Source organism: Mesorhizobium sp. P2_E10 (genome assembly GCF_056404235.1).
In genome coordinates this window covers 47524-71401 of record NZ_JBFUEK010000018.1, presented here as the reverse complement: position 1 = coordinate 71401, position 23878 = coordinate 47524, and the positions used below count along the sequence as shown (strand labels likewise).

18 protein-coding genes and 1 pseudogene are annotated in these 23878 nt (G+C 58.0%); 12 read left to right on the top strand and 7 right to left on the bottom strand.

Translation table 11 applies throughout. The features are described 5' to 3' along the window. Window positions 1-320 precede the first annotated feature (320 nt). Window positions 321-1460, bottom strand: coding sequence for a GlxA family transcriptional regulator (locus tag AC1D0N_RS28160; RefSeq protein WP_477249460.1), 1140 nt, complete (start codon window positions 1458-1460; stop codon window positions 321-323). Between AC1D0N_RS28160 and AC1D0N_RS28155 the strand changes: the two genes are divergently transcribed. From AC1D0N_RS28155 to AC1D0N_RS28135, 5 genes and pseudogenes are all read left to right on the top strand, one after another. Then, window positions 1455-2651, top strand: a complete 1197-nt coding sequence (locus tag AC1D0N_RS28155) for a M24 family metallopeptidase (protein WP_477249458.1) — start codon at window positions 1455-1457, stop codon at window positions 2649-2651. The genes AC1D0N_RS28160 and AC1D0N_RS28155 overlap by 6 nt on opposite strands. A 65-nt stretch (window positions 2652-2716) precedes the next feature. Then, window positions 2717-4408, top strand: a complete 1692-nt coding sequence (locus tag AC1D0N_RS28150) for an ABC transporter ATP-binding protein (protein ID WP_477249456.1) — start codon at window positions 2717-2719, stop codon at window positions 4406-4408. A gap of 220 nt (window positions 4409-4628) precedes the next feature. Then, window positions 4629-5026 (top strand): annotated as a pseudogene (locus AC1D0N_RS28145) (IS110 family transposase); the annotation flags it as partial. 289 nt (window positions 5027-5315) lie between these two features. Beyond that, window positions 5316-6956 carry a thiamine pyrophosphate-dependent enzyme gene (locus AC1D0N_RS28140; protein WP_477249455.1) on the top strand — a complete coding sequence of 547 codons (1641 nt, stop codon included), beginning with the start codon at window positions 5316-5318 and terminating at the stop codon, window positions 6954-6956. Further along, entirely contained in the window at window positions 6956-8203 is a 1248-nt protein-coding gene (locus AC1D0N_RS28135) for a pyridoxal phosphate-dependent aminotransferase (RefSeq protein ID WP_477249453.1), read from the top strand. The genes AC1D0N_RS28140 and AC1D0N_RS28135 overlap by 1 nt, the downstream gene beginning before the upstream one ends. Before the next feature lie 213 nt (window positions 8204-8416). Here the strand turns inward: AC1D0N_RS28135 and AC1D0N_RS28130 are convergent, their stop codons facing one another. Beyond that, window positions 8417-9337, bottom strand: a complete 921-nt coding sequence (locus tag AC1D0N_RS28130; RefSeq protein ID WP_477249451.1) for a LysR substrate-binding domain-containing protein — start codon at window positions 9335-9337, stop codon at window positions 8417-8419. A gap of 442 nt (window positions 9338-9779) precedes the next feature. Between AC1D0N_RS28130 and AC1D0N_RS28125 the strand changes: the two genes are divergently transcribed. The 7 genes from AC1D0N_RS28125 to pcaF all read left to right on the top strand — a co-directional run bounded on the left by AC1D0N_RS28125 (window position 9780) and on the right by pcaF (window position 19623). Then, complete coding sequence (locus tag AC1D0N_RS28125; RefSeq protein ID WP_477249449.1) at window positions 9780-11219, top strand: NAD-dependent succinate-semialdehyde dehydrogenase; 1440 nt, start codon at window positions 9780-9782, stop codon at window positions 11217-11219. Window positions 11220-11646: 427 nt separating this feature from the next. Continuing rightward, window positions 11647-12825 carry an acyl-CoA dehydrogenase family protein gene (locus AC1D0N_RS28120; protein ID WP_477249447.1) on the top strand — a complete coding sequence of 393 codons (1179 nt, stop codon included), beginning with the start codon at window positions 11647-11649 and terminating at the stop codon, window positions 12823-12825. Then, window positions 12822-14060 (top strand): CaiB/BaiF CoA transferase family protein, encoded by a 1239-nt coding sequence (locus AC1D0N_RS28115; protein ID WP_477249445.1) that lies wholly within the window; start codon window positions 12822-12824, stop codon window positions 14058-14060. The genes AC1D0N_RS28120 and AC1D0N_RS28115 overlap by 4 nt, the downstream gene beginning before the upstream one ends. Continuing rightward, window positions 14008-15189 carry an acyl-CoA dehydrogenase family protein gene (locus AC1D0N_RS28110; protein ID WP_477249444.1) on the top strand — a complete coding sequence of 394 codons (1182 nt, stop codon included), beginning with the start codon at window positions 14008-14010 and terminating at the stop codon, window positions 15187-15189. The genes AC1D0N_RS28115 and AC1D0N_RS28110 overlap by 53 nt, the downstream gene beginning before the upstream one ends. A 59-nt stretch (window positions 15190-15248) precedes the next feature. After that, entirely contained in the window at window positions 15249-16217 is a 969-nt protein-coding gene (locus AC1D0N_RS28105) for an NAD(P)H-dependent flavin oxidoreductase (RefSeq protein ID WP_477249442.1), read from the top strand. A 117-nt stretch (window positions 16218-16334) separates the two neighbouring features. After that, window positions 16335-18416 (top strand): 3-hydroxyacyl-CoA dehydrogenase NAD-binding domain-containing protein, encoded by a 2082-nt coding sequence (locus tag AC1D0N_RS28100; RefSeq protein ID WP_477249440.1) that lies wholly within the window; start codon window positions 16335-16337, stop codon window positions 18414-18416. A gap of 1 nt (window position 18417) precedes the next feature. After that, window positions 18418-19623: a 3-oxoadipyl-CoA thiolase gene (gene pcaF, locus AC1D0N_RS28095; protein WP_477249438.1), complete on the top strand. Its 1206-nt coding sequence runs from the start codon at window positions 18418-18420 to the stop codon at window positions 19621-19623. A gap of 669 nt (window positions 19624-20292) precedes the next feature. On the opposite strand, the gene AC1D0N_RS28090 is transcribed toward pcaF, so the two are convergent. From AC1D0N_RS28090 to AC1D0N_RS28070, 5 genes are all read right to left on the bottom strand, one after another. Continuing rightward, window positions 20293-20880, bottom strand: a complete 588-nt coding sequence (locus AC1D0N_RS28090) for a GNAT family N-acetyltransferase (RefSeq protein ID WP_477249436.1) — start codon at window positions 20878-20880, stop codon at window positions 20293-20295. Between the two features lie 165 nt (window positions 20881-21045). After that, complete coding sequence (locus tag AC1D0N_RS28085) at window positions 21046-21243, bottom strand: hypothetical protein (protein ID WP_477249433.1); 198 nt, start codon at window positions 21241-21243, stop codon at window positions 21046-21048. Next, complete coding sequence (locus tag AC1D0N_RS28080; protein ID WP_477249432.1) at window positions 21236-22342, bottom strand: amidase family protein; 1107 nt, start codon at window positions 22340-22342, stop codon at window positions 21236-21238. Before AC1D0N_RS28080 ends, AC1D0N_RS28085 begins: the two co-directional genes overlap by 8 nt. Before the next feature lie 54 nt (window positions 22343-22396). Continuing rightward, window positions 22397-22795: a RidA family protein gene (locus AC1D0N_RS28075; protein WP_477249431.1), complete on the bottom strand. Its 399-nt coding sequence runs from the start codon at window positions 22793-22795 to the stop codon at window positions 22397-22399. 56 nt (window positions 22796-22851) lie between these two features. Further along, window positions 22852-23874 carry a histone deacetylase family protein gene (locus tag AC1D0N_RS28070; RefSeq protein WP_477249429.1) on the bottom strand — a complete coding sequence of 341 codons (1023 nt, stop codon included), beginning with the start codon at window positions 23872-23874 and terminating at the stop codon, window positions 22852-22854. Window positions 23875-23878: the final 4 nt, after the last annotated feature.

Genomic DNA, 23878 nt, shown 5'->3' with positions numbered 1-23878 from the left:
CCATCGCACCCGTGATCGCAGTCGGATCCAGGGAATCGGTCGAGGATCCGCCGGAAACGGCCAGACGAAGTCGCCCACCGGGTTTTGGCTCTTGTGCCCGCGCCAATCTGGCGGGCAAAAAGAGCCCGGCAGCCGTTGCGGCAGCGCCGGCAAGCACATCACGGCGATTTGGTCCTGCAGGCCTAAACGGTGAATGCGACTCCATATCAGTTTTTCCTAAATTAGAGGGCGCTCTGGCATATCGATAAACGGTACACCGATCCGCGGCCCCTACGGATACTCATGCGACATTTTTTGGTCCTCTTTGGACACACTAAATTTCACGATGAACCATCGTGTAGGACAACTGAAGGAAGGGGGTCCTGATAACGGGCAAGGTTGCGCCGTTCTTGAGATGGCGATATGCCAAATCGCGCCCGATAGCACTTTGAAAGGTATTGCGGAGTTGAAAACCCAGTTGCGATTGCAATTTCCCATATCGCAAACTCCGTCAGTCGCACCAATGCGCGCGCCTGGTCGAGACGTACTGCTCGATAGTGCAACTGAGGTGTTGTTCGAAAATGCTGATCGAACAAACGCTCCAGTTGTTTCTGAGAAGTGCCGCTACGCGCCGCGATGGTCTCGATCGACAAGGGGAAATCCACGTTGTCATGCATAAGCTGAGCGGCTTTACGCAAGGCTTGATTTCCGATCCGGCGAAACGGGCTTTCCTTGATAGGGACGACCTCGGATCCCTGTCGAATTGTCTGATATAGAATTTGTCGCGCTACATCGGACGAGACTTCGGGCCCAAGAGTTTCGCTCACCAGCTGCAGGAACAGGTCAATTGCTGCTGTACCGCCAGAACATGTAAAAATCTGCCGGTCGCGAACGAACAGCGATCGTTCTACCGTCAGACGTGGGTATTGCTCTTCGAAAGCTGGAATGTCCTCCCAATGCAGCGTGCAGCGATGATTAGATAGCAACCCGGCTTTCGCTAGCACCCAGGTTCCAGTCGCAATGGCGCCGACCGTGGTGTGTTGGGCGTATCGTGACCGTAGCCAGCGAAACAACCGATCATCGTCGAAGAGATGCCCCCCCAGAGCAGCGCAAACCACAACCACGTCGCACTGAGGAGCGGTTTCGACGGTGTAATCGCATATCGACCGCAAACCGTTCATGGCAACAACTTCGCGTGAGCCTGCAGAAATCGTGAACCACTGATGATTGATCCGATCTGTGACGTAGTCCGCGTCACGCAGAATGTCGATCATTCCCGCCACGGGGAGCAAAGGATACTGATCTAAGAGTAGAAAACCATAGACCCGTTTCTCTGGCCGGTTCCGAAAAGTGACCTGTGATCCCACGGCGGTTTCCCGAATTGGCCAACGAAGGCCGGTTTTTGACGAATGATTATCACTCCGATCCGGGTGGACGTGCAAGGTATTCAACGAAAGACACCTAAGGAATACATCATGCATAACGAGCTCCGACAGCGATTCTGCCGAAATCTCCGCGACGCGGGTGTTGATGTCTATATAGCCGTCACGCCCGCCAACTTCCGCTATCTCTCGGGCTACAATAGTGCGTTTATCGACCTTTCTTGGCAGATGACCGGAACGGACATGGTCGTCTTGCCAGCGGATAGCGACCTGGAACCGGCGGTGATCGTCAGCGAATACTGTGCACCGGACGCGCGGAGGCACAGCGATATCGCGGATATCCGGACGTACTCCCTGTGGACTGAAAACAGAACCTTTGAGGAGATCCGGGTGCAATCGGGCGCCATTTTGTCTCGCCCGATGCAGTATGACTACGCGGAAATATTTGGTTTGGTCCGGGACGTCGTGCGGTCGCGCGGGCTGTCGGGTGCCGTCGTCGGGTCGGATCTTTCTCTTATGAAGCATGAGACCTACGAGGCGCTCAGGACCTGTTTTCCTCAAAACCGTCTGGTGGATTGTCGCGATATCGCGTACCGGACCCGCCAGATCAAGCATCCGGCCGAAATACTAGAACTGCGCAAGGCAGCCCGCCTTTTTGACATCGGCACCGGCGCGGCATTTGATGCACTCCACGAAGGACAGCGGCTGGCAGACATTCAACGCACATTCGAGGCGTCTCTGCGAGACGCCGTGCGCTGCGATCCGTCCCTGAACGGATTTGAGCGGAGCTTTTTCTTCCCCCATGTCGGAACGGGCGACGGACAGATCGTGCAAACCGGGGACGTGATAAAGCTGGATTGCGGCGCGCGAGTGAACGGCTATTGGAGCGATGGTTGCAGACATGTTTGCATGGGAAAGGGCACCGTTGAACAGCGCCAAATCCATCACGCCTTGACCGCCGGTTTTGAGGTGGCGCGCGAGATGCTGCGTCCCGGCGTTCGAATCGGCGATATCTTTGAGGCGGCTATCCAAACGGTCAGGAACCATGGCCTCCCCAACTACTCTCGCGGGCATATAGGCCATTCCATTGGATTGGACGATCAGACCGAAGAACCACCGTTTCTGGGGCCTACCGACCAGGTTCTGGAGGAAGGCATGGTAATGTGCCTTGAATTGCCCTTCTATCCGACCGACCAAGGAGGGTTCAACGTCGAGGACATGTTCCTGATAGATGCGAATGGCCCTGAGACCCTGACGCTGCTGGAACATGGATTTCGCGAACTTCGCTAACAAGCTTGTGCGCGAACTTGTGGGTGTGTCGTCCACGTTTGGTCGAAGAATTGCAGGAAAGAACTATGACGAAACCAGTCCTTGAAATCCGCAATCTCCGGCTTGAATTGGAAGAACCTCTTGAGGGTAGCAGGCCCATCGTAAGTGACATCAACATAAAGGTGCACCCCGGTGAGGTGCATGCCCTTATTGGCGAATCCGGCAGCGGCAAGACAACTATTGCGCTTTCCGCCATGGGCTATGTCAGGCCGGGCCTGCGCCGGGCCTCTGGTCAGGTCTTTCTAAATGGAACGGATCTGTTCACATTGCCCGCTCATGCCTTGCGCGATATCCGCGGCAATCGCGTTTCGTACGTGGCACAGAGCGCTGCTGCGTCATTCAACCCGAGCCTCAGGATCGGCCACCAGGTGACGGAGACCCCGCGCGAACACGCACTGATGTCGGCCGCAGAAGCCATGGCGCAAGCGAGTGTGCTGTATCAAGAATTACGCATCCCCACACCTGACAAGATCGCGAGGCGATTTCCGCACGAAGTTTCTGGAGGGCAGTTGCAGCGATTGATGGCCGCCATGGCGATGATTTCGCATCCGGATCTGATCATTTTCGACGAACCTACGACCGCGCTCGACGTTACAACGCAGCTGTCGGTTCTGATGGCATTCCGGGATCTGATCAAGAAGCACAACACCGCTGCAATCTATGTCAGCCACGATCTGGCCCTCGTGGCCCAGATTGCAGATCGAGTGACGGTGCTGCTTAACGGCGAAATCAAGGAAGAAGCCGGTATGTCAGCCCTGATCGCCGCGCCGAAGCACGAATATTCGCGTATCCTCATGGCAGCAGGGACGCCGTCTTTGGATTGTGCCCATCCGGCGCCAACTGCGGACTTCGCGGAGGTGCCTCTCCTCAAACTGCAGGATATAAGCGCGGGGTATGGGCCGGTCGGCCCGAGCGGTCAACCTGCATATCCCGTGATTCGCCATGTCAATTTGTCGATAGAAAAGGGAGCCGTCGTCGGCATCATTGGAGAATCTGGCTCGGGCAAGAGCACACTGGCAAAGGTGATTGCGGGACTGCTGCCTGCAGCGCGGGGCGCCATGCTGATAGATGGCAAACCACTCAACCCTCGGGTGGAGGATCGTAATAAGGAGATGGTCCGCCGCATCCAACTCGTGTCGCAAAGTGCGGATACGGCATTGAACCCGAGCCATAGCATCGAAAAGATTCTAGGACGGCCCGTAGAGTATTTCACGGGGTTAAGGGGCCGCGGTCGGCGTGACCGGGTGCGCGAATTGCTGGACCTCGTTTCGCTGCGGGACGATTTGATGGATCGACGCCCTTCCGAGTTGTCAGGAGGCCAGAAACAGCGGATCAACCTAGCGCGGGCGCTGGCGGCGGAACCGCAGTTGATCCTATGCGACGAGGTCACCTCGGCTCTGGATTCGATTGTGCGTAACTCCATCGTCGAACTGATTTCCCAGCTTCGCGAAAAGCTAGGCGTGGCGATGCTCTTCATTTCGCATGATGTCTCGACCGTGTCACGGATCGCGGATACTGTCGCTGTCATGCATCGCGGTTTGATCGTAGAAACTGGCCCGGCTGGCCGGTTGCTTGTCGACCCCGAGCACCCCTATACGCGACTTTTGCTGAACTCGGTGCCGCGGGTGGAAATCGGCTGGCTGGAAAGAGCATACGCGAAGGTGCAGCTCGACCAGAGCGCATTGACAGAAGCGATGGAAGCCTTCCGCACGGCTTAGCGTTAGGTTCTCCGTCCCGGAATTTCGAGCGCGTCCGATCCAAGCTGGACTAGTCCGCGCATTCGTCGTCCGACCTGACCTGGTCAAGGAGCGGCCCGATGTGCCTGGGCGCGCGGCAGTGCTTTTAGTTTGTGAGTGCGTCTTCTCGATTGTTTGTGGGATGGTTCATGCGCGCGGCGCCGCATTGCGCCATCTTGGTTGGGATGTCTTCATCCAAGGGATGCGTGCATGTCGCACACGGCGTTGTGCTATCCCCAGACTGAGTTTTCAGGCTCACGGTGTTGATGAGACCGGTCGGGTTCATGGGCGCCGTGTGCTGTGTCACGGTCAGTTGCATACGTTATTCGAGAAACGTTCCCGCTGCCTTTAGACTTCAGGAGATGGACCATGACGTGCGGCGATGCCACTGTCCGATGTCAAGCCTTGCGTTAAGCGCAGGCAGGCTGCCGCCGCCGCCATCTGTGAAGCTTTGACAAGAGTAGTTTGTTCCTATTGAGGGTGAAGACGGCTCAGTAGTTCTAGTTTGCATTGCACGCTGCATTTTCCGGTTCGCCAACGTACGCAGGGAATGCGATCCGAGCGCATTTTGCGGAGTTTGGTCTTATTGCAGCCAAAGGGTACCCAGTGCGTTGGCCCGCCGAGGGAGCATCTGGACCTTGCGGAAGTTGCATGGATCTGACGAGTTGAACCAGTCGGGCAGGGCAACGTGTGAGCAGCGAAACAGCCGTTTCACGGGATACCGCCGCTCCCCTTCCCATTGAGTGATTTTGACGACCCATGAATCGTTTTCGCTGGGTGTGTCCCCTCATTTCTGGTTTTCTTTCCAGCATCGGAATCAATGGAAATTGTCACAGGCTCCTGTGGTTGATGATCCGCTGGAGTTGTTTTTGTAGAATATGGGGTGGTTATGCGCACCGGTGGGCAAGTACTTGTCGAAGCTTTGAAGATTAATGGCGCCGAAGTGATCTTCGGCGTACCGGGCGAGAGTTATCTGGCAGCACTCGATGCCATTCGAGATCATGGCAATGCCCTGCGTTATATCACAATGAGGCAGGAAGGCGGCGCGAGTTTCGCGGCCGCCGCATACGGCGATCTGACCGGGCGACCAGGAATCTGTTTCGTGACACGTGGGCCCGGCGTGACGTCGGCCACCATCGGACTGCATACGGCCATGCAGGGGTCCACGCCGATGATTCKTCTGATTGGCCAGATCAGTCGCCCTTACCGCGACCGTGAAGTCTTTCAGGAGATCGACTATCGCCGGTTTCTGAGCCAGACTGTTAAATGGGTCGCGGAAGTCGACGACGCTTCGCGTTTGCCCGAATATGTCAACCGGGCTTTCAAGGTGGCAGTCTCGGGTCGACCCGGTCCTGTTGCTCTCGCCTTACCCGAAGACATGCTGTTTTCGCTGACTGACACGCCCGACCTAGCCGCAGTTCGTGCAACGCCAGCGGCCCCTTCATCCACGGATATCGCCGGAGTGGCCCAGATGCTACAGCAGGCAAAACGTCCGCTTTTGCTCTTAGGCGGTGCGATGTGGACGCCCGAGGGGCATGCAGCCGTGATTCGCTTTGTGGAGACGCATGACCTACCAGTCGCTGTCGGGTTCCGTCGTCAAGGCTTGTTTCCGCACGATCATCCGAATTTTGTAGGTAGTGTCGGCTTCGGAGGCATACCGGAGCCAAACCAATATGCTCGTGATGCCGATTTGATCATCGCGCTAGGCTCTCGCCTGAACGATCCGACCACAATGAAACATACGATTATTGCAGCTCACAAGCCTGCTTGTCGACTTGTCCACATTCATCCGGGGGCAGAAGAGCTGGGCCGGCTCTATCAAGCGGATCTGCCAATCCTAGCCGATCCAAACCTTGCGGCGATGGCACTGTCCGAATTGAGCGCCGATCGCCGCCACACAACGGCGACCGCCCAGGCGAAAGCCGGCTATGCCAGGGGGCTCGCTTTGCCGACACAGCCTGGCCCGGTTGACATGGCCGAGGTGATGCGCGCGCTAAATGAGCGTCTGCCACGCGACACCACAATGACCACGGGTGCGGGCAATGCCTCGGATTGGCCCAACATTCACTATTGCTACCGACAGTTTCTAGGAGCCGCCGCACCGATTAGCGGGGCTATGGGCATGGGTGTCCCTGCAGCAATTGCCGCTAAGTTCGTGCGTCCACATTCCCGTGCGGTCTACATCGGCGGTGACGGAGACTTTCTGATGAACGGGCAAGAGTTGGCGACAGCAGTGCAATACCAGCTGGATCCGCTATTCATTATCATCGACAACGGCAAATACGGCACAATTCGCGGCAATCAGGAGGTGCGCTACCCGGGTCGCGTTTCAGGAACAACTCTCCGAAATCCCGATTTTGCCAAGGTTGCTGAGGGGTATGGCGCGCATGGCGAGAGGGTGGATGATACGGCTGATTTCGAGCCGGCACTGGACCGTGCACTTTCTGCAGGCCGTGCGGCTGTAATCCATGTCTTGGTGGGACCCAACAGCCTCGGCCCCAACCACACTCTTTCAGAGGATTGCGAGTAATGCTCTCAGAAACTATGCGTCGGGTCCCGGCATCACCCATCGGCGCGATGTTCGAGCGCGCGACCGAACTGCGTTCCCGTGGCAACAATCTAATCGACTTGTCATTAGGGGAGCCCGATTTTGACACGCCAGACCATATACGGGCGGCCGGGATCGAAGCGATCAAGGCCGGAGTGACGCGGTACACTGCCGCAGACGGTACGGCCGCCTTGAAGGACGCCGTGAGGCGCAAATTCGCTCGGGACAATCAGCTGATCTTTGAGCGGTCACAGGTGGTGATTGCCGCTGGCGCCAAACCGTTGATCGCCAGCGCCATGCAGGTTCTCCTGAATCCCGGTGACGAGGTTATCCTTTCGACTCCAGCATGGACGTCGCACGTGGGCATGGCCCAGGTGTGCGCAGCAACGCCGGTCTTCTTGGAAACGAGCGAATACGAAGCCTACCGCGTCGATGCGGCTCGGCTTGAAGCTGCGATCACTTCGGAAACCAAGTTGCTGTTGTTGTGCTCGCCCGGAAATCCGACTGGCGCCGTGGCTTCATCCGAGGAGCTGGGCGCGATCGCCGAGGTGCTGCGCCGTCATCCGCATGTCAATGTGATCTCCGACGATCTTTACGAACACATCGTTTTCTCACCCGCGACCTTCGCAACTCTAGCACAGGTAGCTCCGGATCTGACGGACAGAGTACTGACCGTCAACGGACTGTCCAAGGCCTATGCCATGACCGGTTGGCGTATCGGTTATGCCGGCGGACCGGACTGGTGGACTTCCGGATTGCGTGTATTGTTTTCACAGACAAGTGGTGGACCCTGTTCGATCAGCCAAGCCGCCGCCGTGGCCGCACTGGACGGACCACAGGAATTTTTAGGTGAACGTTGCGAGGTCTATCGCCGGCGGCGCGATCTTGCTTTGTCGGAGTTGTCGAAGGTGCCTGGACTTAAGGCACAGACGCCGCAAGGTGCATTCTTTCTTTATGTCGATTGCGGGGCTTTTATCGGTAAAAGAGCACCAAATGGAGGCGTTATAGCGTCGTCGACTGACCTCGCAGACCACCTCTTAGGAGCAGGCGTGGTCACGGTGCCTGGAGCCGCTTTCTACGCGGATCCTTTTCTACGACTGTCAGTGGCAACTTCTGACGAAAATATCGTCGAAGGCATTCGCAGGATTGGGGTAGGTTGCCGACAACTTGGGTGGGACGAGCGGCGCGACACGAAATCTGTCGGACTGCGTCGCGAGACCGCGCTTTGAAAATCGAGCCTCCGATCGGAGACGGCGGGGACCGACCTATCGAAAGTAGGTAACTTCGTTCACGTCTATCGAGCGGGTCACTTTTTGGGCCGAACCGCCTTGCGTGCTCAGTACGCCGCCTGAAAAAGGTTGGGCTCTACCCTTCAGTCAAGCCATACTTCTTGGAAGAACACTATCGCCGTCCGGATATGGTGCAATATGCGCACTTGAGGCCTAGTCCACGGCTTCTATTGATACGAAAGGATTTTCTGCTTTGGAAGCTGCGACCAACCAGGTGCTGAATGTGCGCACATTGCGCACGCTCCAAGAGCGGGTAGGCGTCACCAAGAAGTACGTCATGCCCGTCAGTATAGGTTGCTGAAAAATTTGCACCAGAGCACCTCGCGCCAAAGCGAGGTCCACGAAAGGCCGTCGCCCGATCGCGATCCCCATGTGCTGCTCGGCTGCTCGCAGCGCTGCGGAGCGCGTGTCAACCTCGAGCCAGTGCTGCACGTCGCCGAGTGGAACGTCGTTCTTCTCCATCCAGATCCGCCATTCATCCGGCGCGGAAGCGCAATAAATAAGAGGTCGGGACAGCAAATCGGACGCCTGTGTAATCGGCCCACGCCGCGTCAGGAACGCACTCGAACAAACAGGGCTTATCGTCTCCTGAATAAGGGGGAAAGATTTCTCGGCACTGACGGGTTCAATCCCATACTGAATGGCAAGATCGATGTCGCTACCGGACAGGTCTACCTTCTCTGGGCTTGTTACCAGAGTCACAGAAATCTCAGGGTGCTGCTCAGCAAATCGCGCCAGGAGAGGTACCATCCAGAGATCCGCCAGAGACGGAAACAGATTTATTGAAACTCGGCCTGTCTTGCGCGCTAGCGAAACCTTAAGCAACGCTGCTTCCAGCCGGTCAAGAATATCTCGCAGCTCGGCCGCCAAATTTGATCCAGCTTTCGTGACCTTCAGCCGATTGTCCGACTTAATCAGTAGCTTGGTTCCGACGTGGCTCTCCAACGACTTGACCTGATGGCTGATCGCACTGGCAGATATCCCGAGCTCGTCGCCCGCCGCCTGCAGGTTGCCGTGACGAGCTAGAGCCTCGAACGCGCGGATCGCGGCAAAGGGTGGAATCTTGCGTCCCATCAGCTTATCCGTTTTCCCTGCGCATGTCCTCGGCGCATCGACGACGTCATCATATTAGCAGCCCGTTTCATCTGGAAGAGTCGTGGTAGATTTGGTGGTTAGAGCCAAGCCGACAAACTGAGACGGCGAGGCGCTTGTCTTGTTGAATCCAGCGCGATGCAAACGATCGCGCCCAAAACGAGGCCCGACTAGTGCGTTGTTGCAATGCGCTCCGGGAAAAGTCAGCCGGTTAATTTTAGCACTTGCACGTATGGCCTGCTAGTCCACAGACGCCTCACCGTTGCGCGCAAAGTGGCCCCTCGTGGATACGCTTGATCTCATTCGCCAATCGAAGGCCCGTAGCATATATTTTAACAGCACCAAAATTCTATTCAATTGAACCCTTGCAGGCCATGGCCGATCAACCCTCTTGGCCAGAGACACCGACAGAGGGACCCAGATCATGACAATTGACAAGATTGCAGCCGAATATGCTGATACCGAACTTTACATTGGGGGCGCTTGGCAATCTGGGGCAGGCCGGATGGAGGTTATTGCCCCTGCCACCGGGGAAGTGATCGGACGTTGTTCTGTTGCAGCCAAAGGTGACCTCGACAACGCAGTCGCTGCGGCTTTGACGGGTTTTCGTATCTGGTCCGCGACACCTGCGCATGACCGGGCTGTGGTGCTACGGCGCGCCGCTGACATGCTAGATGCCCGTGCTCAGTCGGTTGCTGGCCACATCTCAATCGAACAGGGCAAACCGCTTGAGGAAGCCGAGGCCGAGGTCCGCTTTTCGGCAGAGGTGCTTCGTTGGAATGCCGGCGAGGCGGAGCGTATATACGGAAGGATAATCCCTTCGCGCCAGCCTGGGGAGCGCCTTATGGTCCTCCCGGAGCCTGTTGGTCCGGTTCTCGCCCTCACACCATGGAACTTCCCAATTTATCAACCTGTTGCAAAAATTGCTCCAGCCCTTGCGGCCGGCTGTTCGGTCGTGGTGAAGCCCTCGGAAGAAACACCGGCAGGCGCTGCAGCGTTAACCAGGGCGCTCCATGACGCTGGATTGCCCGCTGGCGCGCTAAACATGGTGTTTGGAGATCCCGAGGAGATCTCGAGTTACCTGATTTCCTCGCCTATCATCCGCAAGGTTTCTTTCACCGGTTCCGTTGCAGTCGGGCGTGTAGTCGCCACTAAGGCCGGACAGGCGTTGAAGAAGGCGACTCTGGAGCTAGGAGGGCATGCGCCGGTCATCGTTTGCCCAGATGCTGACCCGGAACAGACGGCCCGACTTTCCGCTGAACAGAAGTTCCGCAATGCAGGACAGGTTTGCGTATCGGCTAGTCGCTTCATCGTGCATCGGTCTATCCTCGCTCGCTTCACGCAGGCTTTTGTGGAGGCGACCAAGGCGCGGGCGATCGGACCGCTGATAAATGCGAGAAGGGTGGCGGCGGTTGAAGAGCTTGTCCGCGACGCTGTGAGATGTGGCGCCAACTTGGTTGCCGGCGCCGAGAAAGGAACGACACCTGGGTATTATTTTCCGCCATCGGTTCTGTCCAACGTTCCTCCCGGAGCTCGCATTATGCAGGAAGAGCCCTTCGGCCCGGTAGCGGCAATCTGCGGCTATGGCGATCTCGACCAGGCACTCGAAATCGCCAATAGCTTGCCTTTTGGGCTTGCAGCCTACGCGTTTACCGATTCAAGCGACACGGCAGAGCGACTGATAAATCGCTTGGAAGCCGGCATTGTTCTGATCAACTCCTTTGGAGCCGTTTATCCCGAGACGCCTTTTGGTGGTGTCAAGGACAGCGGCTTTGGAAGCGAGAATGGCGTCGAGGGAGTAGAAGGCTATCTCCGGCCGAAATATGCAGCGCTAACACGCGCCTCTCTCGCAACAAGGCCATAGTCGCTACAGAAGAATCTTCCCGGTCGGTCGCTGTCAGAGGTGTCGGGGACTCGTCGTCGGCCGTCTCCCAACTCGTGGCAACTGTCGCCTCGCATAACCTCCAAGCCAAGCATGGGCTCAGATCAACCACGCCAGCTTTGGCCTTGGCGCTGAGTATTGCGAGAAGGATACAGCGGTCGAAGTCGCCGATGATCTGGCTGCGCTCACCCAAAAAGGCACGGCACCGCCAAATCTTTCATTTTGCTGCAGCTATCGCTCGGCCACCGGAAGGCGAAGGCCCTCCATGACATCACCGGCGCCATTTCAGATACATTCAAAGCTATTGTTTTTTTTTCAATTTCGGCAGCCGGGCGCGACGCGTAAGGGATCACTGGAGGGCTAAATCGCCCACCAGACGATGACGCGTAGAGAGGAGCTTGAGCGGCCAATGCGTATCATTCCTACGGAAGATGAAGCTGCCGAGTTGCGTGGTCGCGTCCTTGAGTTTTGCCAGAAGACGATTCCGCTAACCGTTAGCGGGCTGGAGCGCCAAGGCACGATGAGTGACGGCGATTCCGCAGCCTTCTTTAAGGCGCTCGGCCAAGCGGGCTGGATCGGCCGCCACTGGCCCGAACAGTACGGCGGGCGCAGCGCGAGCCACCTGGAGACTGCCATCATTGACGAGGCGCTAGGCTATGCGCGCGCTCCCCTTTCCGCCTACCTCCTTTCCGCGAAGGTCTTCGGTAACTCGCTGATGCTGTTCGGCACCGATGAGCAGAAGAGCAAATACCTTCCTATGATCACGGCCGGCGACGCGATGTTTTGCCAGGGGTTCTCGGAACCCATGGCCGGGTCCGATTTTGGATCGCTGCGGACCACGGCCGTTCGCACAGGCGACAAGTACGTCGTTAACGGCCACAAAATCTGGACTTCCTCGGCCGAGGTCGCGACCCACAWGTACCTCGCCGCGCGGACCGATGCAAAAGCCGTCAAGCATCGCGGGATCAGCCTCTTCGTCCTCGACATGAACACGCCAGGTGTCACCGTCAACAGTTTCCCAACACTGGGCGGCGGTGTCCTGAACGAAGTCTTTCTGAGCGATGTGCACGTTCCCGCCGAAAACCTTCTGGGCGAGGAAAACCGCGGCTTCCATCAGGCGATGCGCAGCCTTGATCTGGAACGATCCTGTATGGACAGGGTCGGGGCGGCCCGGCTCTCCCTCGATCGACTCGTCGAATATGTTAAGCGCGAGGGAAGCGACTGCGACAAGGGCCGTCTCGCCGACGTCGGCATGGTCCAAGACAAAATCGGTGAGCTCCGGACGAAGCTCCAGGTTGCCCGCAGTTTCGGGTATATGATCGCTCGCAACCTAGACGCGGGGAAGGGGGTCAGCGCCGAGTTCTCCTTTGGAAAACTCTATGTTGGCTTGTTGACCCAGGCCTTGGCGGACGCAACGGTCGACATTGTCGGTCCGCTGGCCCAGTTCGAATACGGTTCCGACCTTGCAATTTTTGACGGCCTCTTCCCAGCCGTTTTCCGCGCCTCTCCGGCGCTTACCTTGGCTGGGGGGTCAAGCGAAATCCAGCGTGGGGTCATTGCCACTCGTGGCTTGGGGTTGCCGAAATGACCTCGTCAGGTCCTCTGGACGGCATCCGTGTCGTCGATTTTTCAGGCTATATTGCTGGTCCATTCTGCACCCAACTGCTGGGTGATATGGGCGCCGACATTATCAAGGTTGAGCCACCGGCCGGCGAGCAATGGAGAGGCCAAGACCCGTTCTCGCCGGGGTTCAGCAAAAGCTTTGTTGCGCTCAATCGCAACAAACGATCCATCGTGCTCGACCTGAAGACGGACGAGGCCCTCACCACCGCGAAAGCCCTGATCGCATCGGCCGACGTAATGGTCCACAACTATAGGCCGGGCGTCGCTGAACGCTTGGGTATCGGATACGAGGCGGTCCGCGACCTCAACCCCCGTCTGATCTATGCTTCGAATTCGGCCTACGGACAGAAAGGGCCCCGGGCTCTTCATGCTGGCTATGATCTGGTAATCCAGGCGGTTTCCGGCTTGATCGCGTCAAATCCCAATCCCGATGGGAAAGCCCCGCGGCGGTACGCCGGTATCGCGTTGATTGACTTCACCGCGGGTCAGACGCTGGCGATTGGAGTGCTGTCCGCGCTTATCCAGCGACAGCGCACCGGCGTCGGACAGAAGATCGAGAGCACGCTAATTGAAGCAGCCCTTAGCCTGCAGCGGCAAAAATTGGTGTCGATTGAAGCCGTGGATGGGCAAAACCCCCAGAAGTCGCAAGGGACGGTCAGGGATCGTATGCGGGCATCCGCCAAGCATATGCATGATCTTGTCGCGCGTGAACTCTACTACCGCACCTACGAAACAAGTGACGGATATGTCACGATAGGTTGCTTGAATGTCCCTCAGCGACGGCATTTCATGTCCATCGTCGGTTTGGAGGATCCTTGGTTCGAAAATCCGGATGCACTGCCGCAGACGGACGAAGAGGACACCAGTCGGCGGGCTCTTACCGCCTATGCTGAGCACGAGTTTACCAAACGCAGCACCACAGAATGGGTCACAGCGTTCGAGGCTTGTGGCGTCCCTTGCGCCCCTGTGCAGATGTCGGACGACTTGATGTTTGACCAGCAGGTCGAGGCCGGTGGCTACTTCGTCGATTTCGTCATGCCTGAGTTCGGCCGAGTTCGAACCATGGGCTTGGGCATAACCAGTGACGGTCGCCCCAAATCCCATCGGCCGCCCCCCGCATTGGGGCAGCATACCAAGGAAATTCTTGATGAACTCGCCGCCCGCCAGGCCGCAGAGACATCAGCAAACGGAGTTCGGTGACATGAATCAAGGCGTGGGTGCACTCGAAGCCAGTGAAAGCGTTGTCGACCAGGCTGATTTTGAAATGATCCAGGAGGTCGCTCAGGCCTTTGTCGCGAAGGAGCTGACCACAAGAGTCGTCCGCCAAGCGGAACGAGGTGACTGGAATGCCGCAAACGGGCTCTGGAAGGCGGTCGCCGACTTGGGTTGGATTAGCCTGCTGACTCCCGATGCGTTCGGCGCCCACGGGCTGCCCGTTGTCGCAATGATTGCAGAGGAGCTGGCAACTGCGGCGTTTCCAATGCCCTTCGCGGAAACTGCAGCCTTTGTCATACCCCTTCTGGCAAAGTTTAACGACGGATCCCTCTACGAATTGATCGAAGCTGTCACCACCGGCCAGAAGCTTATAGCGATTGCCATGCCGGCGAATGGGCTGCCAGCAAGCGCAGAAGACTGCGCAATTACACCGTTGGCAGATAATGAAAGCGGTAAGCCATGGGTCGCCGAGCACCTTGAGCGTGCCGATGCGGTCCTTATCCCCGTACAGGCGGATGTGGGTGTTGCGTTGGCGCTGGTGCAAAAGCCCACTGCCGGATGGGGCGGAGCGGCGAATCCGGATATCGCCAACAATAGCTATCGCACACTGGATTGGGTGTCGGTGGCCAACGGCGAGACCATCATCATTGGCAATGGTGATTGCCGATGGGCAGATTTGGAAGCAGCGCTGAACGTTCTGCGCACGGTCCTGGCAGCGCAGGTCGTTGGTCTTTCCCGAGGGGCACTGGACCTAGCCGTTGCCTATGCCAAGGAACGGGAGGCGTTCGGAGTGGCCATAGGCTCGTTCCAAGCCGTCCAACAGCGACTTGCGGAGGCGTATATGGAGAACTTCGCCGCACGTCTGCTCGTCGGAAACGCAGCGATCTCGCCCACTCCGGTTTATGTGGCCATGGCCTCGATCCAAGCCGGGGAGAGCAGCCGCAAATGCACTTTCACGGCGCAGCAGATTTGGGCAGGTATGGGATACACGCTGGAAACGGATGTGCAGCTTTACTTTCGGCGAGCCCGTGCTCGGCAGCTGCTTCTCGGTTCGCCCTGGCACCACCGTGAAACGGTTTGGCACGAGGCAGCTCAACAAGAGTGGGCAGTTTAGTATCAGCGGCGCGGAATTGCGCGGTTGGCGACTTCCCGAAACGTCCAAGAGGCAGGGACATGTTCCAGACCAAACTGACCAGACTTCTTGGTATCCAGCACCCCATCATCTGCGGGGGCATGTTCCGGATCGGGCGCGCCCCACTGGCCGCAGCTGTCTCCAATGCAGGTGGGCTAGGCATCATTACATCCGCAACTTTCTCTGATCTCGAGACCTTCTCGGCAGAAATCAAGATGTTACGCAAGCTTACCGACAAGCCTTTTGGCGTGAACATCAACCTCTTCCCCACGGCACGACAGTACGCCCCGGCCGATTTCCTGGAGGTTTGTATCAATGAAGGCGTACCTGTTCTTGAGACTTCCGGCCAAAATCCAGAGGCCTATATTGAACGTATTAAGAAGGCGGGCCTGAAGATCATACACAAGGTGCCTGCCGCCCAGTACGCCCTCAAGGCTCAAAGCATCGGGTGCGACGCCGTCGCCGTGGTAGGAAACGAAACGGGCGGCCATCCTGGAATGACCGACGTGAGCACTCTGATCATGGTGCGGCAGGCCGCTTCGCGGATCGCCATCCCCCTTATTGCCGGCGGAGGATTCGGCGACGGCGAAGGGTTGCTGGCTGCCTTAAGTCTTGGCGCCGACGGAATCATCATGGGGACGCGGTTCCTGGCGACGCAGGAGGCGGGTGCCCACCAGGCCGTCAAGGACTGGATGGTGGCTGCGAAAGCCGAAGATACTTTAATCGTACAGAAATCAATCGGCTCGCCGATGCGTGTAGCCAAGAACGCACTCGCAAGCAGAGTCGTGCAAATGGAAACCGCGGGCGCCGGCTTAGAGGAGCTCTTGCCCCTGATCACTGGCAGCCGAAATCCCTCAGTCTACTTTGAGGGCAAACTCGATGATGCGATATGGTCCTGCGGACAAGCTGTCGGCTTGATCAGTGACGTACCCAGCTGCGCCGAACTCATCGATCGGATCATCGCGGAAGCTTCGGCTGCGTTGGCGTCCATCAACGCCAGCGTGGTTTGACGCACAAAGTTTTGGCCCATCCTCCCGGCGCTAGTGATCCAAAAGCGCCTTGGGCAGGCCGCAGCTTTACTCGAGCATTGTTTCAACCAGCCAAAGGCCGTCAGCAAGGGTTAGTGGATGTCAGGATCAGCAACACGGCAAGCGGTGAGGCTCGAGYGGCGGGGGGATATCGGCATCATCATTATCGACAACCCGCCAATCAATGCCGGTTCACTTGAGGTTCGTCACGGGCTCCTGAAAGCAGTCCTTTCCGTGGACTCTGATGAGGAATTGACGGGTGGCCTGTTGATCGGCGCTGGCACGATGTTCATGGCCGGCTCCGACATCCGCGAATTTGGAGCGCCGCTGAAGGACCCGCAACTTCCATCGGTCGTCGCTGCCATCGAGGAGAGCACCAAGCCGTTCGTGGCTGCAATTGCCGGCGCGGCCTTAGGCGGAGGGTATGAGCTTGTACTAGCTTGTGATGGCCGCGTTGCCAGTCCCGACGCTGTGGTCGGCCTTCCGGAGACCACCCTCGGCCTTATTCCGGGGGCCGGGGGTACACAGCGCCTTCCGCGTCTGGTTGGGCGGGAAAAGGCAGTGGAGCTCATTTGCGCGGGCACCCGCGTACCTGCAATCGAAGCCGTCAAGTTAGGCATGATCGACGCGGTGGCCGAGCGAGATCTGGAATCTGAAGCCCTTGCTTTCCTGGCCGGCCTTCAGTCCGCCAAACGCAAGGTATCCGACAAGCCGGTTCCGGAATGCGAACCTTCCTCATTCGCAGACACGAAGGTTCGAGCGCTTAGTTCCGGCCGCCATCGGCCACACATCGTGGCGGCGATCAACGCCATCGAACAATGCGGACGCTTGCCTTTCAAGCAAGGCCTAGCGGACGAACGGGCGGCGTTTCAAAAGCTGAGAATGGGGCGAGAGGCTTCGGCCCTCCGCCATCTGTTCTTCGCAGAGCGCAAGGCTTTGAAAGCCGCTGAAGCAGCCGCGTCCAGAGCTAACCCGATCGATGTGGTTGCTGTGATCGGCGGGGGCACCATGGGGGCGGGGATTGCAGCTGCGCTGCTTGGTGCCGGAAAATCCGTCATTATCGTGGAATCCACTTCTGATGCCGGGGCCCGCGCACTTGACCGCGTCCAGAAAGGATTTCAGCGACGCGTCGAGCGCGGTCGACTTGATCCCGCACAATTGGGCCTTTTTCTACCCCGCCTTACAGTCACCACAGATGCTCGGCGTGTTGGCGAGGCCGATGCCGTCATCGAAGCCGTCTTTGAGGATATCCGCGCAAAGCAGCAGGTATTTGAGGCCCTTGGGAGCGCAGCGCGACCAGGCGCGGTGCTTCTGACGAATACGTCGTACCTGTCGGTCTCCGAGATCGCAGCGTTTTCCGGCCGCCCCCAGGACGTGGCGGGAATGCATTTTTTCAGCCCGGCTGATGTGATGCGCCTTATTGAGGTCGTTCGACATGAGGGTACGTCACCGCATGTGACAGGTGCGGCCTTTGACCTCGCACTCACAATGGGAAAGCTGCCTGTACTCTCCAAGGACTCGTTCGGATTTATCGGCAACCGCATCTTTGGGGCTTACCGCCGCCAGTGCGAATTCATGCTGGAGGAGGGTGCTCTACCGCACGAGATTGACTCTGCGCTGGAAGCGTTCGGATTTGCCATGGGTCCGTTCGCCGTGGCTGATTTGTCGGGCCTCGACATCAGCTGGCGCATGCGCCAGGCGACAGCGCCACTCCGCAAACAGACAGATCGCTATGTCGTAATCCCCGACCTTTTGTGCGAGGCCGGCAGGTTCGGCCGCAAGGCAGGAGCCGGTTACTATCTGTACCCGGCGGCAGGAGGGCGCGGCGAAGTTGACCCCATCGTCACCGAGCTCATCATTAAGGCGTCTAGCGATGCGGGGCGCGTTCGTCGCTCGATCCCAGCTTCAGAGATCGTCAACCGCGCAATGGCCGCCATGGCAAGCGAGGCTGCATGGGTTATTTCCGAAGGCGTAACTCATTCGCCGTCAGATATCGACCTGGTGCTGACCAATGGTTACGGGTTCCCCAAGCATGAAGGGGGAGTTCTCTTCTGGGCGCGAAATCAGGACCGCGAATCGTTGGACGTCGCTTTTACGACCCTCGCGGAAAGCCACGCACCTAACTTCAAGGTTGGACCGGTGACGGCGCTTCTGCTGGATAAAGCCGAGAGGGCTGCCTGAAATGTCCGAGGCCTATATCTGCGATTACATACGCACGCCGATCGGCCGCTATGGCGGCTCGTTATCTGCTGTGCGCGCGGACGACTTGGGTGCCGTGCCTCTGAGAGCACTTGTCGAGCGCAATCCGGGCGTTGATTGGCAGGCGGTCGACGACGTCGTCTATGGTTGCGCCAACCAGGCCGGCGAGGACAACCGCAACGTGGCGCGCATGGCGCTGCTGCTGGCCGGCCTGTCAAAGGAAATCCCCGGCTCGACCGTCAATCGCCTGTGCGGCTCGGGCATGGAGGCGCTGACCATTGCCGCGCGCGCCATCAAGGCTGGTGAAGCCGAGCTGATGATCGCAGGCGGCGTCGAATCGATGAGCCGGGCGCCCTTCGTCATGCCCAAGGCCGAGACAGCGTTCTCGCGCAATGCCGATATTTATGACACCACCATTGGCTGGCGCTTCGTCAACCCGCTGATGAAGAAGCAGTATGGCGTCGATTCCATGCCGGAAACCGGCGAAAACGTCGCCGAGGATTTTTCCGTCTCGCGCGCCGACCAGGACGCTTTTGCCGTGCGCAGCCAGAATAAGGCCGTCGCGGCGCAGGCCAATGGCCGGCTTGCCAAGGAAATCACGGCGGTGACAATCCCGCAACGCAAGGGCGATGCGGTTGTTGTCAGCAAAGATGAACATCCCCGCGCCGGCACCACGGTCGAGGCGCTGGCCAAATTGCCGGCGCCATTCCGGCAGGGCGGCACGGTCACGGCCGGCAATGCCTCCGGCGTCAATGATGGCGCAGCGGCGCTGATCGTTGCCTCGGAAGCGGCGGTGAGGAAATACGGGCTAACGCCGATCGCTCGCATTCTCGCCGGGGCAGCCGCCGGTGTTGCGCCACGCATTATGGGCATCGGTCCGGCGCCGGCGACGAACAAACTCTGTGCGCGGCTTGGGCTGACGCCAAAACAATTCGATGTCATCGAGCTCAACGAAGCCTTTGCCTCCCAAGGCATCGCCGTGCTCCGCGCCCTTAACGTCAAAGAGGACGCGGAGCACGTTAATCCCAACGGGGGTGCAATCGCGCTCGGCCACCCCTTAGGCATGTCGGGCGCCCGCATTGCGGGAACGGCAGCACTGGAGCTGCGCGAGCGTGGTGGCCGCTATGCGCTGGCCACCATGTGCATGGGAGTTGGTCAAGGCATCGCTTTGGCGATTGAGCGAGCCTAGCCGACGCTTCTGTCAAAGCGAGCCGGGCAGAAATGGCCGACCTGTTTCATGCCCCTGGCTTCGTGCGTCCTGGATAGGCCGGGCGAGGGACGCTGGACTTCACGCTCCCGCCCACCCCTTTGACGGCCTTTCGCCGCCGCAAGAGGGCCTACCCCACCAAGCGCTGCGTAAAGCGGTGCCAGAGATCGTCACCAGCTTGATGCGCGGTCACACCGGCGGCGCGAGCGATCACGTCTTTGGGCTATTCGCTCTGATCGGCAAGCGGTTCGCACCGCGACTGCAAGCGAGTTGAAAGGTGGCGCGGACTGATGGAATCCGAGAGCGTCTGTCGTATGCCACACAAGCCAGTGCGCCGAGAGGGGAGGCGAGCGAAGGACGGTATGGTCTGCCCTGGAACGCGTGCCCGGCTGCTCAGAAGAGTTCAGAGTCTCCGGTAAAATTTGATCAAAAGGATGGGGCCTGACCCACAAATGTAGAGTAGGCGTTACTGTTATTAGCTGGTCGATTAGTCCTTGATAAGTGCCAGTAAATACTAGCGGAATGACGAGTCATTACTTTCAAGCYGCGAAAAAGGATTTGCCGTTACCGGTGAAAGTCGCATAATATTAGTTATGGAACTAACAATTATGTCGCAGAATCAATAGCTTATCGCGCATAATATCCATTATGTTAAATTGATAATGATTTCCTCACGTCATCGGTCAAACCATTCCTCTTCGCCCAATCGTCGCGGCTTAGCCGAAAAAGGACTTGCTGCTTCTGGCCGCTGGCGATCGACTTCAGAGGATGCTCGAAGTTATCTGCGGCGTCATGGGTCATCCCGAGGCGTTTCATGACCTGGAGCGAGTTGGCATTGGCTACCGAAGCAGTAGCCACAATCTGAGCAAGCCCTAGGCGCTCGAAGCCGTCGGCGATGACCGCTTCCGCAGCCTCTGTCGCTAACCCCTTACCCCAAAACTCAGGTTTCAGAATCCAAGAAATTTCGACCGCCGGTGTAAAGTGGGCCTGATAGGATACGGTAGACAGGCCGCAATAACCTACAAAGGCGCCAGTCCCCCGTTCCTCAAGTATCCACACGCCGTAGCCGTGCTCTCTGTGGTGTTCAACCTGCTCATGAACCCATGCTTCCAACTGGTTTCGCTCAGTCAGCCGCGTAAGATGTTGCATGACGTTCGTATCGGCATGCATCTGGCGAGCCAGGTCAACGTCGTCGTATGACCACTTGCGGAAACTAAGCCGCGGCGTTTCCAAACACATAGAATAACCCTTTAGCTGATAGGCGTTACGGCGGCTAGCGCTTGATAAGGCCAGGTCGGAGCAGATTATTGGTATTCGGCATCATAATCGGCTGTAGTTTTTCGAAGGCCCGGCTGGCCTGAAGGACAAGGCTATCGGCATACTTGGGACCGACAATCTGGAGAGCTATGGGAAGGCCCTGATCGGAAAACCGCAAGGCATCGCCGCAGCAGGCTGATGTGTCAGATTGAACGGAAAGCAGAACGCAATCCAGTCCCACATGGACTTGAGGTGGGGAGGGTGAACAGGTCCGCCCGCCTCGAAGGCGGTGACCGAGAGCTGGGGAGTAATCAACAGGTCAAACTTCTGATGAAACTCACTCATAGTGCGGGCCAGTCTCTCTCGGGTCTGCCAAGCCGGTGAGCAATTGGGCTGCCGTCACGCCCCGACCTTTTTCCGCAATCTCACGCAGACCTGGGTCGCACATCTCCAAGTCGATTTCTGAGATGCCAACGAGGCTGCAGGCCAAGGATGCTTCATAGAATGTTAGAAAGCACGCCGAGGGGTCATCAATCGGTGGGGATACTTCTTCCACCACAGCGCCCAGCTGCTCGAACCGTTTGACAACTTGCGCAACAGTCGAAGCAACCTCGGGGTCCACATGTGCATACCCTAACGTTTCACTGTAAGCGATGCGAAGACCATCAACGCCCTTATCGAGTCTGTCCACGAACGATCGCGGGTCGTGCTCTACCGCTAACCAATCTCTTGCATCAGGCTTAGAAATCACATCCAGCATCAACGCTGCATCCGAGACGGTGCGGTTAATGGGACCATAATGGCCAAGCTGCGCCATCGAGCCCAGACCCTGTGGATACATCGGCACACGGCCAAAAGTAGGCTTCAGGCCATACACCCCGCAGAGCGCGGCGGGGATTCTGACTGAGCCACCTGCGTCGCTTCCTTGGTGGAGGGCTCCCATCCCGGCCGCAGCTGCGATCGCGGCGCCGCCGCTCGACCCTCCGCACGTTAAATTGGGATCCCACGGGTTTCGACTGGTGCCCGATAATGGGCTGTCCGTTACGGATTTCCATCCGAACTCAGGGGTCGTGGTCTTACCGAATAGGACGCCACCGCTCTCTTTCAGCCGGCCAACAACAGGCGCGTCTTCATCCCAAGGCCCATGCGCCTTTACCGTTAATGAGCCTCTTCGGGTCGGCCAGCCTTGCGTAAGCGATTGATCTTTGACCGTTACAGGCACCCCATCAATTGATCCGACAGGATTGCCCGAGAGCCACCGAGTCTCGGAAGCCCGGGCAGCGGCACGCCCTCTATCGGGATCGACAAGAACCAATGCGTTTAGAACAGGGTCAACCCTGGACACCCGGGTTAATACGGCTTCAAAAGCGTCGACGGGCGAGAATTCCCGAGTCGCATAGCCGTGAAGCAAGTCGGTTGCGCTATAATCTGCAAGATCAGTCATTTGAAGGGAGCCCCAGAGCGTGTTTGCCGCGAAAACGATGCGGCACGGTGTTGATCACGGGATTACCGCGAGGATTTCAACCTCGATGCTAACCCCGCCCATTAGGCCGGCAACGCCAATCAAAGCGGACGCAGGAGGTGTCCGAGTAGACAGAAAGCCACTTCGCACATTCCGGATGGTGGATGCCCGCTCCGCATTGAGGCCAACGACGTAATATGTGAGCCGGGCAATGTGCTCAAACCGTAAGTCTGCCGCGGCAAGTGTCCTTTGAATTTCTACAAAAACAGCGTTGACCTGTTCTTCGAATGATGAGGTGACGATATTCCCGTCGTCATCGACGGGGATAAGCACTGAGACGAAGGTGCCACTTCCCCTAATCATCATTCCGTCAGACATCAGAGTCGACGCCGGGCGTGTGTTTACTGGCGTCAGATGTGAAAGGCTTTCGGTCATTGAATTCTCCTGAAATGCTGGCAGCAGCCCTGAGTGAGGCGGCCTTTGGTCTTGGATCAGTCCTGGATGCAGCCGAGGAACGCCACGAGGTTTTGGCCAAGCTCAACGCTCGGATATCCACCCTCCTGAATGAGAGCCACGGGTCCCGAGAACTCGTTAATTGCTGCCGCGGCTTGAGCGAAGCCCTCGGTACAAACGTCTAGGACGCTCAGCGGGTCGCCTCGATAGGCATCAAGGCCCAAGGCAACGATGAGAACGTCGGGGGCGAAATTTTGAACACGAGACAGGCCTTCTCCTATTGCGGCCACGAAGGCGCGATTGTCACTGCCGTGAGGCAAAGGAAGATTGAGATTAAATCCCTCCCCCTCCCCGTGACCGGTTTCATCGCTATAACCGGAGAAGAACATGGGAAAACGATCAGGATCGGCGTGCACAGAGACCGTAAGGACGTCAGACCGCTCGTAGAAAATCTGCTGTGTGCCATTTCCATGGTGAATGTCGATGTCGAGCACGGCCACGCGTTTGGCGCCAGACAGCCGAAGCGACTCGGCGAGTACAGCTACATTGTTCAAATAGCAAAATCCTGACGCCATATCGGTGAAAGCATGATGGCCTGGTGGCCGACAAAGGCCATAGGCGCTTCGTGCACCGCTCTCGATCAGAGCGCCCACGTTCAGCGCGATATCCACGCTGCCGCGGGCTGCGCGCCAGGTCCCAGCACTGATCGGACATGACGTATCACCTTGGTGAAAGCCAGCGCGAGCCACGATGTGACTGGCATAATGAGAAGCAAAGCGGTTGGGATGAGTATTAGGGACCATTTCCGGTCCAGCGTTTGGGAGGACGGACCACTCGGCAATGCCGTTCTCGAGGAAGTCCAGGTATCTTGCAGAATGAACGAGCTCGATGGCAGCTGATGCCATTGGCACCGCTTGCACGCCCATGTGCCCAGCATCAATTGCAGCAGATAACAGGGTGTGGGCGCGCTCCGGACGTTCTGGACTTTTCACCAACCGACCACGCTGTATGAACGTCTGCGGGTCATGCACGAGGTGAAGATCTGAATGAACGATTTTCATGTTC